Here is a 12,866-nt window from a genome sequence, read left to right as displayed (position 1 = left end):
AGCGTGTGGGGGAGGCGTTTCGACCCTGATGCTCGACGAAAAAAGCCGTATGGCAATTCGCCACACGGCCGTGATCAGGATTTCATGTTAACCGGGTTCGCCGGCAATCAACAACGCCGCCAATCAACGACGCCGACGAGTCACTTTGCGGTGCATCGGATTCAATTTAGGAGCCGCTTTCTTGACTGTCTCTTCGGCTTTGGGAGCCAATTGGACTGCCGCAGGAGGATCGAGGCCTTCAAAATGATCTCGTTTTAGCTGCTTGTTGATCCGCTGTTCGATGCTGGTCAACGAGTCGCCTTCGCCGGGAACCACAAACGTGAACGCGATGCCATCGCGTCCCATACGGCCGGTCCGCCCAACGCGATGAACGTAGTCATCGCAATCTTGTGGCATGTCATAATTGATGATGTGAGAAATCGTGCTGATGTCGATTCCCCGCCCCACCACATCGGTGGCGACCAAGATTTGTAGTTTGTCGTCCCGCAGTTGCTGAAGCACTCGGTCTCGTTCGCGTTGAGCCAAGTCACCATGCATGCTGCCACAGGCGGGATAGGTCCGGCTCAATTGGCGATAAAGACGGTCCGTTCCACGCTTGGTACGACAGAAAATGATCGCTTGCTTCGGATTCTCGCGTTCGAGCAGTCGTTCGAGCAATTCCAGTTTTTTGTCATGCGAAACGGTAAAGTATCGCTGCTCGATCGTGTCGACGGCGATGTCCTTGTCGCAACAATCGATCACCGCTGGCTCGTGCATGTACGTTTCGGCCAACCGGCGAACGGTGGGGGGAAGCGTCGCTGAGAGCAGCAATGTTTGCCGATCCTTGGAACATTTCCGCAAAATCCGTTCGATTTGCGGGCGAAATCCGATATCGAGCATGCGGTCGGCTTCATCCAGCACGACGCACCATACATTGCCGGTGCGAAGCGACCGACGCTGCAGATGATCATGCAACCGGCCTGGGGTGCCAACCACGATCTGAACGCCATTTTCGAGTTGGCGCAGTTGGCGTTTGATGTCCTTGCCGCCAGCCAATACGGCGACTTCGGTTGGCACGCCATGGGCCAACATCTGAGTTTCCCGTCCGACTTGGTCGGCTAGTTCACGGGTGGGAACGATGATGATCGCTTGAGGATCACGGCATTCTTCGAGCGGATCGAGCTGCTCGAGAATTGGGATCGCAAACGCGGCGGTTTTACCCGTTCCGGTTCGTGCTTGCCCGATCACGTCCTCGCCTTCCAAGGCAAGCGGGATCAATTGAGCCTGGATGGGACTTGGTTTCTCAAATCCAGCGTGCTTCAGCGCACGTCGCATCACAGGGGATAGATCGAGATCGTCAAATCCAGGGATCTCGGCGGTTTCCGACTTTTGTACCACGTAATTCATGGCATGAGTGTATCGCGTGTCACGGTTTTGCACTACGCGGCTGTTATACGAGTTTTTAAGGATTCGACAATGCTTTGGCCGTCGGATCGGGATTACCGCCCGAATCGCTACCACCCCGAATCGCTACCACCCCGATCGCTGCTGCCCGAATCACTGCCGCCTGAGTCGTGGCGTCGCAATCGCCGGGCCAACTGGAACCGACGGATGATTTCATCCACCAGCACGCTGGCCAGCAATGCGGCCCCAATGATGACCATTTCCCATTCTTGAGGGATGTCCAGCACGATGATCGCTTTGTACAGACACCGCATCACGGCGGCACCCGCGATGACGCCTAGGATCGCACCGCGTCCCCCCCGCAGCGAGCAGCCACCGAGCACGGCGGCGGCAATCGCGTAGAGTTCGTAAAATGAGCCGCTGGATCCAGGTTGGATCGAATTCCACTCGAGCATGAACAGGATGCCTGCCAATCCCGCTAGCATGGCACACACGACATAGGCCAGCACGATCAACCGATCGGTGGCAACGCCGCTGTAAAAAGCAGCCTGCTTGTTTTCTCCGGTGGCGATCAAATGACGTCCCCAAATCGTGCGGTTCAGAAAAACCCAAGCGATGACCGCGACGATCGCCAGCAGCACGCCGGTGACCGGAAAGTCGATCCAGACGATCTCGGCGAACGATTCCCGTTCGCCCGACACCCGACCGATCAGCGGGACGGGGATTTCGATCGCTTTCCCTGTCACGGTCGCTTTGAAATCCGACAATGCACTCAGCAGCCCGACTTGGTCATCGCCCGTCCAAACTCGCGCCATCCCACGGTAAATCAGCAATCCGCAGAGCGTGACGACAAAGGGCTGCAAGTTCGCACGCGTGATCAGCAGCCCATGAATCAACCCGAGGAATGCCGCGAACAACAGCACGATGCCACACGCCAATAGCGGCGGGGTGTACTGGATCTTGTCGATCTGGATCGCCAGCCCCGGTTTAATCGATCGCAGCGAATCGTGTGTTTCGATCCATACTTGATCGTCCACGTTGACGCTGCGATAGACGTTGATTGTCGATTCCCCGCGGTAACTTTCGTAGACCAATCGATCGCCATCTCGCAAATCCGGTGGTGGGTCGGTGAAGCGGAGCGTGGGTTTATCAAACCCTTCGGTTGGTTCGTTTTGAACGGCCGCAATCGTGCTGGAAAAATCAATTCGCTCGTGGCGGATATTGATCACTTGCACCAACATCACGCCGCACAGTGCGATCATCGAACCGATCGAAAGATCGATGCCGCCTGTGATGATCACCATCGCGACACCAATCGAGATCAAACCATACAGACTGGTGTCACGCACCAAGGTCTTCAGATTCGCCGGGGCGACGAAGACGCCATTGATCCAAGAGGTGATCACGATGATCGCAATCAGCAATGCAAAGATACCAATGTTTTTTAAATGCACGTTTCTTCGTCTCGACTTCAAAAAATGAACGGACCCGATCGATCCGCGTTTGAAAATAGCTCGTTTCCGCCTTCCACCGGTCATCAAGCGGTCGTCGGTGGCGGTTCGCCCGCGATCCCCACCGCCAACCGCATGATGGCTTCCTCGGACATTTCCGATCGCAGCAGCGAACCGGTGACGCGGCCTTCGTGCATGACGATCACGCGGTCGGCCAACGCCAGCAATTCTTCCATCTCGCTACTGACAAACAGGATTGCCATTCCCTGTTTTGCCAACGATTCGAGCAGCCGATAGATCTCGTCCGTTGCACCCACGTCGACGCCCCGCGTTGGTTCGTCAAGCATCAGCACCTTGGGGTGTTCGATCAGCCATTTGCCCAACGCAATTTTTTGTTGATTGCCTCCGGACAAGTTGGCGATCATGGTTTCTTGGGATGCCGTTTTCACCTGCAATTGATCGATCAACGCTGCGGTGACCCGGTGCTGCCAACGCTGGCTAACCCACGGCGCGGTGTCGCAGTCTGAAATGCCGACGATCGTGGCGTTTTCGCGGACCGAGGACTCGATCAACAATCCGGTGCGTTTGCGATCCTCGGGAACCAAGGCCAATCCAGCGGTGATCGCCGCTGGGACATTGCCGCTGGGAATCAAGCGGCCTGCAACTTCGATCTTGCCCTCACGCGGCGGCGTGACCCCAAAAATCGATTCCAGCAGCTCGCTGCGTCCCGATCCCACCAACCCGCCGATGCCGACGATCTCACCGGCGCGTAGCGAAAAATCGACGGGCGCCGCATCAGGAAATGGGGTTCGCAGCCCGCTGACCTTCAGCACCACGTCGCCTGAGGGAATCGCGGTGCGATGAAAACGCTTGTCGATATCGCGGCCGACCATCCGGGAAACCATCGACTCATGATGGATTTGATCCTTTTTGTCTTGGGCGTGTTTGTACAGCGTTCCAGCGTTGCGTCCGTCGCGGAGCACTTCCACTCGATCGGCCAACCGAGTGACTTCGGCCATCCGGTGCGAGATATAAATCACGCTGACGTTAGCGTTACGAAGCGAATCGACCACCTCGAATAATTGCAACGCTTCTCGTGTGCTGAGACTGCTGGTTGGTTCATCCATGATGACCACCGACGCTTCGGTTGAGATCGCTTTGGCGACCTCGACCAATTGCCGCGCTGCGGTGGAAAGTTCGGCGACCGATGTGCGAGGCGAAATCGCCAACCCAACACGCCGCAGCGCGGTTTCGGCTAACGCTTCCATGGTCTTGCGATCCACGATTCCCCATCGATTCGGTTCGCGTCCGAGGAAGATGTTTTCGGCGACCGACAAATTCTCGTGCAGGTTCAATTCTTGATGAATCAGCGATACGCCTGCCTCCATGGCCGCGGCGGTGGAGGCGAAGTGGACTGGAACGCCGCCAAACAGGATCTGGCCTCGATCCGGTGGCTGAATCCCCGCCAAGATTTTCATCAACGTACTCTTGCCTGCCCCGTTTTCGCCGATCACCGCTAACGTTTCGCCCGCCATCACGTGCAGCGAAACATGGTCCAACGCCAACACCCCGGGAAATTGTTTTGAGATTCCCGATACGGCCAATCGGGCAGTTTCCGGCGGCGCAGGAGTCAAGTTCTCAGAGGCTACGCTCGCTGATGATGGATCGGTCGGGGAATCGGTAGCGGCTGGATCGGACATAACGATGACGAACAGACGAGCGAAAACGATAACGCGATAAGGCAAACGCAGCGGGGCGGAGGACTTAGTTTAGCCATCGCCGAGACGCCGATGTTGAATCACGCGGATCGGCAGCCATCACCTAGCGAATTCGGGTCGCCCTCCCGCAGGATCCTCAAATCACGCACGACACGCGTCGGAATCGAGCGATCGCGTCAGCATCGGCGACATTGGCTTTGGCCGTCGTCATAGCGATGACGATGCAACGACAACGCTCGATCTTGCTTTACGATCAGCAAAGCTGCAATTGGATCAGACCGCCAATTTGAACCAAGGGTGACCGGCTTTGCTGAATGGCGTGCCCCACGCGAGCTCGCTCGAACTGTCAAACCGGAGAATACCGCCGATGTCATCATCGAACTTAACCGCACAAACACCCCCATCAGCCGTGTCTGAATCATCGCCCCAGCTTCAAGCATCGTTACGGAATCCGACACAGCCGCCTGCGATGTCGCGACCTCATGGTTTCGACGCAGCACATATCGCTTCGCACCAAATCGCGTCCGGCCAAATTGCTACGGAGTCGGAATTTGACGACACCGTCAATGCGATCGTGCAGATGATGAGCGAAACGGCGGTCGATCTACGCACGCCCTTGACCACGGTACGCGCATCGCTTCGATCGCTGGTCGCAGGCAATCAGGGAGCGGTCAGTGAGTCCCAGTTGCAAACGCTATCCGACGCGATCGATCAATGCGATTGCATGGATCAAATCGTTGGTGAAATGATGCAGCTGCAGCGGTTGCGTGCCGGGTTACCTCGAGTCCGTCGCCGCTGGGTTGCCGTTACTGAGATCCGCCGCGCGGTCGATGAGTCGCTACGGCCTTGGTTGCTGCGAGGTCAAATGGATGTGCTTTGGGATGGCGCCGATGATTCCAAGGTGATCGTGTTTGCCGATCCTGACATGCTCCGCCGTTTGTTGGTGAATTTGGTTGCCAGCGCGATCCGCACGTCGGTCCAAGGCGATGACATCTTGATTCGCTTGCAGATGGCTCCGAGCGGCGGTGCGATCACGTGGTCCGTGGTCGATCGTGGCGAAGGGATTTCGCAACAACAAATGAAGCAGATCGAGCTCCGACGCAAATCGTCGGCTCGCAATGAAGGGCTCGGGTTGGCGATCAGCCGTCAATTGGCGGCGCTGCATTTTTCGCCGCTGCGGCTTCGTTCACGTGTCGGTTGGGGGACCGAGGTGAGTTTCCAAACGCCCGTTTCCGGGTCAAAATCGGTCGCGGAATCTTGGGTTCGTTGGCGTCAACGCGGAGGGATGAATCGGCGTGCGGCGAGCGAAAACTCGTCCTCCGGCAGTGCCAGTCACATTCAGCGACATGTGCGTTTGGATCCACCGATGTTGTCGGTCGAACTCGCCCACGACAGCGTCGTGCCGCGTTTACACGATCTCGCCACCGTCACGACCGTATCGATGGGGGCGGCGATGTCTCGCGCCGACGCGGATCAATTCGACAGCCTGTTGCAACGTGACGCGTGGTTGTTTGATCTGATCTATCGCGTCGACACACGTCGTTGGATTTGCGTGCTCGATGGCGATAGCGAAGAATCCCGTCGCCGTGCTTTGATCATCACCGAAACGGCCCGCCAAAAAATGGGTAGCGTGCGATTGGATTGGGGGCTGCCGAGCCCATTGGATCTGCAACATCGAGGTGCCGCCGCCAAACTGAGTGACCTGTTCGTTCGTGAAACGTTGGCGGCGTCATCCTCCGCGACCGTCACCGACGCAAACCAAGTCCGTTTGGGCACTGCACCGATTGCGATGTCGCCGGTCGCCGCCGAACGGCTTGACGAAGAACTGCGGCGGCTAGCCGAACGGTTGCAACGTCAAGCAGTCACCGTGTCTGGGCAAGCCGAAATGCTGCGACCGTAACACGCCCCCGATCGATCACGGGGGCAGGATCTTGTTGTCCGTTTGCATGCCTTCGGTTTGTCGGCGATACAATTCCGGCAGATTGCTCGGATAACGCTGAGTTGCTCCGACACCGGTATCCGGTGGGAAGTCTTCTCCGCGTACCGCTGAACCGAGCGGGGTGGTCAACGTGTCGTCGATCGTCTTCAGGTAGGCTTGGAGCTTCCAAGCCGGGATCACCGACACGCCAAGCTCTCTCGCCAATTCCTTGATCTTGCCGATCTGGATCACCTGTTCTTGGTTAGCACCATCATCGCCAATCTCCTGAGCTTTTTCGTCGATCACGAGGAAGCGGACGCTGGCATCAAGGGTGCCTTCGACCACGCCGGTCGGCGAGACTTCGGCAACCACGGTGGCGCCGGCTGCGGTGATCATGCCCTTGATCGCTTCGTTATCGGGACGATCATCGTTGTCGATATCGATCTCGCCCGCCAACGCAATCTTGACCTTACGTCCCGGTGCCCAGAACGGCGAGTAGATGAAATCACCCGGGATAATTGGATGGCGGATATCAGGCCGTGCCACCACGCGGGCTTCGGCCAAATGGTCCGACAAAATGCGAGTGACTTGGATGGTCGCTTTGACCTTGGCATCTTTCAAACGGGTTTCGTCGCCACCGACGACTCCGAAGGTCACGCCTGGACGCAGTGCATCGGCCGATCCAAGGTTGATCGTGACCGTTTCGCCTCGTACAAAACGAATGTTGCCCTGAACGGTTTCGAATTGATCGCTGCGAAGCCGCACCAGCTCCATCTTTTGCGTTTCGATCGTGTTTTGACGTTGATCCAGCTCGCGATTGAGCTTTGTTTTTTCATCATTGGTGACCTGGCGGAATCGCGTGAATTCTTGCACGGTCTTCGTCAAACTGTCACGCGTGTCCTCTTTCTCTTTGTTGATGCGTTCACGGTCCTGAGCAAACAACAATCGTTCTTGGTCGAGTTTCTTTTGAATATCGTCGGCACGCTGTTCCGCCACCTGCTGAGCTTTTTGGGCGATCTGGATGTCGCTTTCGGCTTGCGCTTTGATCTGTTCCACTTCCTTCAACAGCAATCCGTATTGCTCGTTGCGTGAACGGATCGTGTTCATCAGGAACTCAGGCACCTTGGGGTAGCTTGGGTTTTCGGCGCCTTCACCCGAAAGCAATGCCATATCACGAACAAATTGCTGTTCGATCAACTGCATCTCGGGGTCGCCGCTGGCACTCTGCTTCAACAGCTCGAGCTCCGCTTCGGTCATGCTGCCCACGCCCAACATCGATTTCATCAATCGCGCTTGGTCATCCTTTAGCTTCAGCTCACTTGTTCTGGATTGCAGTTGATCGGCTGCCTTGTCGGCTTTGATCGCTTGCACGTTGGCGGATTGCCAAAAGAAAAAGTTGAGCGCAGCAGAGAGAACCAGAAAGATAAGACAGGCAATCAAGCTGCCACGAATGACAGAATCGTCGCGTGCGGCCATGTTTTTCTTGTTTGGAGCAAGGAGGAGTGAAAAGGATCAATTCGAAGCGGAATGCGTTCGCCGCAGTCTTGGGACGCAGCGTGCCTGCTTCTTAGTAGCATATTTGCGCATTTGCCGCATTCTACCTACGCTGCCCACAATTACCTAGTAAACAGGTCGGTTTCGAGCAGTTTTTCCAATTCTAAGCATGTTGAGGGGGTCACGTCCAAAAAACTCTCGGAATTTACGTCTCAAACCATTCGCCTCGTTTGATTCCGTCAGGTTGTCTCGGGCCCACCGAGTGAGTCATTCGGCGTCAGGTTGATGCGGAGAATTTGGCCGGAACCTTTGCCATTTGTCACGGTTAGTATATTGTTGACGATCACGATCCATGACGATTTCTGAATTGTCGCAGCGGCATTGCCCCTCGGTTCGGCAACGTTGTTGGCAACTTTCAGCGCTCGCGGATGGATTGTGACCGTCCGCTGACGATGCCGGTGAAAAAAGACGGCACCGCGGACGTGGATTGCTTTGGCCGGTTTGTTCGTTTTTGACCGAGCCAGCAATCATACCCCGCCCCCTACGGCCCCTTACCCGTCCCCCTTCCTCTGCTTGAAGATATTGCAATCCAGATGAATTGCCATTCGCAAACCAACCCCACTTGTGTCCGACGTCCCCACGCCCGAGTCGCTAGCCGGCGACGAAAAGGCTTTACGCTGCTCGAGTTGTTGCTCGTATTGTCCATCCTTGTGGTGATTGGCGGTATCGCGATCATGAATCTCGGTGGAGCCCAAGAGGACGCGTACCGCGACTCGACGACCACCCAACTGAACTCGCTCAAACAAGCGATCGAGCGTTATCGAATCAAGTTGGGGTCGCTGCCCGAGACGCTCGAAGCGCTCAAGGACGGTCCTAGCGACGCGGCCAAGAAAGCCAAGTGGACTCGCCCCATCCTGGACGCCATTCCGAATGATGCTTGGGGCAATCCATTGGTCTATTCGCTCAATAGCGGAAAGTATGAAATTCGTAGTGCCGGACCCGATGGCCAAGTCAACACGGATGATGACATCACGGCTGAAGGCTCCTAATTAAGGACGCTTGTCTGTGAATCGTCGCACCGCGTTTACCCTGCTTGAATTGCTGCTGTCGATCTCGTTGATGGCAGCCATTGCGGCGGTGGTGATTCCGAATATCACGTTGATGCTGGGCGACCAGCGTTTGACGCGTGCCGCTGAACAATTGCAAATCGAGATGACTCGCTTGCGACTCGATGCGATGCGTCAGGGGCGTGTGATGGTGATGGACGCCGCGGTGCAAAGCAGCGTGTTAAAAACCCGTCCCTACTTCTCGATGACGGACGCGGTCGAGACCACCGACACCGCCGGGCAACCATCGAGTTTGATGATGGGCGCGGATCAAGCGTCGGCGGTGGCGATGCCGCTGCCCACCGCTGAAGAGGTCGAGGTGACCGTCGAGCTCCCCGACGAGGTCGTGATCGAATCGGTCCAAGTCGTTTCGTCGGCGCGGTCGCTTACCATCGCTCAAGAAAGTGCGGATGTCACCGCCGGGGCGTCGCCGGCCGGCACGTCACCGTCGATCTTGTTTTACCCCGATGGCACCACCAGCACGGCTGCCGTGGTCGTGGTACTGCCGCAAGTGGGACGGATCACCGTTCAGCTTCGCGGAATCACTGGTGATGTCACCATTGGCGAGATGACGGCTGCGGAGATTTCACCATGATTCGCTCAGCCGACCCTTCATCGATCATGCTCAATCGTCCCACGCAAAAACGCAACGGGTTTTCGCTGCTCGAGATTCTGCTCTCGATCGCCATCCTAGGCGGTTCGTTGGCAGTGCTCAGCCAGCTTGCGTTGACCGGAACCGATGCGGCACGCGAAGCACGCGAGTTGTCGGTGGCGCGGATTTTGTGTCAGACGAAGTTGTCTGAGATTTTGTTGCAAGACATTTCGCCGCAGAGTTTGCCGATGTCGCCGGTTGAGTCCGCGGACACGGGATCGATGATCCCCTTTCAATACTCGGTCGAAGTCCAGCCTGGATCGCTTGACGGGTTGTTGTCCGTCCGCGTGACTGTCGAAGCGACCGATCCCGATAGCGGAGTGGCGATCGCGACCTATGCGTTGACTCGCTGGATGATCGATCCCGCTTTGGGACTCGCCGAAGCGGAAGCCGAGGAAGAAGCGGCCGAGGAAGCCGAAGCTGCCGAGGCCGCCGAATGAACATCGCACCTCACCGTACAAGAACGTCGTTGATCGCTCTGCGATCAACGACAACGAGTGGCTTTACACTGCTTGAAGTGATCTTAACGTTGGCATTGTCGGTCGTGTTGATGATGTTGATCGGCGGGGCAATCCAGTTTTATGCCGACACCATGAACACTCGCGATATGGATGTCCGCCAAGTCCAATTGGCGACCGCGGTGCTGCAAATGATCGAGGATGATTTGAGGTCGGCCGCGCATCCGATCCCGATCGACACCTCGCCCCTCGAGACACTGCTTGCCTCGGCCGCCACGCAGGCGGTGGGCGGAGGCGGAGGTGGCGGCGGCGAAGAAAGTTCCGGTGAGGATCTTTCTGCTGCCGGATTGGCCGATGAAAGCGACATGGCAATCGACGACATGGCGATGGACACCATGACCGATGCGACTGCCGATTTGCAAACCGGTACCTCGGTGCTGCAAACCCCGGGATTGATCGGCAATCAGTATCAAATTCAGATCGACCTTAGCCGTTTGCCTCGGCTCGAAGAGTACTCGGTGTTGATGGATGCCTCGACCGCCACGCTTGACGATATCCCGAGCGATCTAAAAACCGTTACCTACTTTATCCAAGACGCCGGTGCGATTGGTGGGGTCGTTGATTCGCTACAAGACCCCAATTCGGCGGTGATGGATTCACCGGGTGGACTTGTACGTCGCTCGCTCGATCGCGCCGCGACGATCTATGCGATGGAAAGCGGAGCGATCACGTCGCTCAACCAGACCGGTGAATTGTTGGCCCCTGAGATTGTCGGCATTGAATTCTCGTACTGGGACGGAACCATTTGGCAGATCGAGTGGAGTAGCGACGAAATGGGCGAATTGCCTGCGGCGGTTCAAGTTCGTTTGACCATGAATGATCCCACCATAGTCGCTGCGAATGAATCAGGGCTTTCCGACGAGAGTCCGACTCGCACCTTTACCCACATCGTCCGTTTGCCGTTGGCACGTCCCATCGAAGTGACCGAAGACGAGTTGATGGAGACTGGATTATGAGCTCCGATCTGTTTTCGCATTCGCGTTCCAATCGTCGGCCGAGACGATCTCGCCATGGTTTCTTTCTCGTGTTGGTGTTGGTGGTCGTTGCGGTAGCGACCATGGCGGTTTATTCGTTCACCGAGTTGATGGTTGCCTACGATGATTCCGCCAACCTGTCTGGCGATTTGGTGCAAGCACGTGTGAACGTGGAATCAGGCGTCGATACGATCCGCTTGCTGCTTTCGCAGCCGCCAACGACACGGCTCGATTATGGTGGAATCTACAACAATCCATCGATGTTCCAAGCGATTACCGTTTCCAGTGGAATCGATGGTGTTACTCCCGCTAATTTTACCGTCGTGGCACCTGGCATGACCGAAACAGGAACGTTTGGAGGCATCCGATTCGGATTGCAAAACGAATCCGCTCGCTTGAACATCAATACCTTGACCGTGCTCGAGGAAAACTCGGATCTGATTGTTCCCACCTTGGCGCTCACCGGTGCCGATACCGAAGAAGTGGACACGGAAAACTTGGCTGTGTCGCTGTTGATGGCGCTGCCGGGGATGACCGAGGATGTTGCCGATGCCATTTTGGATTGGCTCGACAGCGACGATGAAGTGCGTCCGTTCGGTGCCGAGCTGGAGTATTACAACACGTTGTCGACGCCCTATACGCCTGCCAACGGACCCATCAAAAGTGTCGAAGAACTGTTGTTGGTTCGCGGGGTGACCCCGACGCTGTTGTTTGGCGCCGATGCCAATCGAAACGGCGTGCTCGATGCCGATGAACAGCAACGCTATGGCGTTGGAATCGAAACGCCCGGCGCGCTAGGCTGGGCCGCCTATTTGACCGTCAACGGAGCCGAAGGCAGCAAGACTCGCGATGGCTTGCCGCGTGTTGACGTCAATAGCGACGATCTGGAAACGCTTTACGACGAGCTGATCGAAGCTCTTGGGGACGAACTGTATGCGAGTTACATCGTTGCCTATCGGATGTACGGCGAATCGCCGGTGACCGCCGCGGTCGGCGGTGGTGGAAATGGAAACAGTGACAATGTGCAATCCGCAGGCGTGTGGACCGCCGATATGTTTGGGCAGCTTGATTTGAGCGCCGGTGCAAAAACGTCCGTCAACCAGGTGCTCGATCTAGTCGGATCGAGCGTGACGATTGGAAACGGGGATAATCAGCGAAAGTACACCTCGCCGTTCGCCGAGGATCCGATCTCGATGGCGATCTACTTGCCGCTTTTAATGGACGTTTTGGCAACTCAGGATGTCGACTCTTTGCCAGGTCGGATTAACCTGAATGAATGTCCTGCTGAATTGTTGTACGGCATTCCTTTGCTCGATGAAGAGACCGTGCAAGCCATCGTCGAAGCGCGGACGGCGGAGTCGGATGATCCGAATCGTGAATTCGCTACTTGGCCGCTCGTCGAAGGCATTGTGACCTTAGAGCAAATGAGAACGTTGATTCCGCTGCTGACCGGCGGAGGCGACGTCTATCGAGCTCAAATCATTGGCTATTTCGAGCAGTCCGGGATCGCCAGTCGTAGTGAAGTGATCATTGATGCAACCACGGTGAACCCAAAAGTAATCTCCTGGAAAGACCTCAGCCATCTGGGACGAGGTTTTGATTTGTCCGTGTTGGGCCAGCGATCTGCCGGTTTGTCCAACGAATGACCCTAA

At 56.5% G+C, this 12,866-nt stretch carries 10 protein-coding genes; 6 read left to right on the top strand and 4 right to left on the bottom strand.

Annotation, left to right across the window (positions count from 1 at the left end; genetic code table 11):
- Positions 1–123 precede the first annotated feature (123 nt).
- From ABEA92_RS29150 to ABEA92_RS29140, 3 genes are all read right to left on the bottom strand, one after another.
- On the bottom strand, positions 124–1,386 hold the full coding sequence (locus tag ABEA92_RS29150; RefSeq protein WP_345689013.1) for a DEAD/DEAH box helicase: 1,263 nt from the start codon (positions 1,384–1,386) through the stop codon (positions 124–126).
- A 107-nt stretch (positions 1,387–1,493) separates the two neighbouring features.
- Positions 1,494–2,837: an ABC transporter permease gene (locus tag ABEA92_RS29145; protein ID WP_345689011.1), complete on the bottom strand. Its 1,344-nt coding sequence runs from the start codon at positions 2,835–2,837 to the stop codon at positions 1,494–1,496.
- Positions 2,838–2,920: 83 nt separating this feature from the next.
- Positions 2,921–4,534 carry a sugar ABC transporter ATP-binding protein gene (locus tag ABEA92_RS29140; protein ID WP_345689009.1) on the bottom strand — a complete coding sequence of 538 codons (1,614 nt, stop codon included), beginning with the start codon at positions 4,532–4,534 and terminating at the stop codon, positions 2,921–2,923.
- 427 nt (positions 4,535–4,961) lie between these two features.
- Between ABEA92_RS29140 and ABEA92_RS29135 the strand changes: the two genes are divergently transcribed.
- On the top strand, positions 4,962–6,452 hold the full coding sequence (locus ABEA92_RS29135; RefSeq protein WP_345689007.1) for a sensor histidine kinase: 1,491 nt from the start codon (positions 4,962–4,964) through the stop codon (positions 6,450–6,452).
- 15 nt (positions 6,453–6,467) lie between these two features.
- Here ABEA92_RS29135 and ABEA92_RS29130 read toward each other — a convergent pair whose 3' ends face one another.
- Entirely contained in the window at positions 6,468–7,946 is a 1,479-nt protein-coding gene (locus tag ABEA92_RS29130; protein WP_345689005.1) for a hypothetical protein, read from the bottom strand.
- 611 nt (positions 7,947–8,557) lie between these two features.
- On the opposite strand from ABEA92_RS29130, the gene ABEA92_RS29125 reads away from it, so the two are divergent.
- The 5 genes from ABEA92_RS29125 to ABEA92_RS29105 are packed head-to-tail and all read left to right on the top strand — an operon-like array spanning position 8,558 to position 12,860.
- Positions 8,558–9,013 (top strand): type II secretion system protein GspG, encoded by a 456-nt coding sequence (locus ABEA92_RS29125; protein WP_345689003.1) that lies wholly within the window; start codon positions 8,558–8,560, stop codon positions 9,011–9,013.
- A 16-nt stretch (positions 9,014–9,029) separates the two neighbouring features.
- Positions 9,030–9,665, top strand: coding sequence for a hypothetical protein (locus ABEA92_RS29120; RefSeq protein ID WP_345689001.1), 636 nt, complete (start codon positions 9,030–9,032; stop codon positions 9,663–9,665).
- Positions 9,662–10,162: a type II secretion system protein gene (locus tag ABEA92_RS29115; protein WP_345688999.1), complete on the top strand. Its 501-nt coding sequence runs from the start codon at positions 9,662–9,664 to the stop codon at positions 10,160–10,162. Before ABEA92_RS29120 ends, ABEA92_RS29115 begins: the two co-directional genes overlap by 4 nt.
- Positions 10,159–11,196, top strand: coding sequence for a PulJ/GspJ family protein (locus ABEA92_RS29110; RefSeq protein WP_345688997.1), 1,038 nt, complete (start codon positions 10,159–10,161; stop codon positions 11,194–11,196). The genes ABEA92_RS29115 and ABEA92_RS29110 overlap by 4 nt, the downstream gene beginning before the upstream one ends.
- Entirely contained in the window at positions 11,193–12,860 is a 1,668-nt protein-coding gene (locus ABEA92_RS29105) for a type II secretion system protein GspK (protein WP_345688995.1), read from the top strand. The genes ABEA92_RS29110 and ABEA92_RS29105 overlap by 4 nt, the downstream gene beginning before the upstream one ends.
- The last annotated feature ends 6 nt before the right edge of the window (positions 12,861–12,866 follow it).

The organism is Novipirellula caenicola (genome assembly GCF_039545035.1).
GTDB lineage: Bacteria > Planctomycetota > Planctomycetia > Pirellulales > Pirellulaceae > Novipirellula > Novipirellula caenicola.
This window is presented reverse-complemented; position numbering and strand designations above follow the sequence as displayed.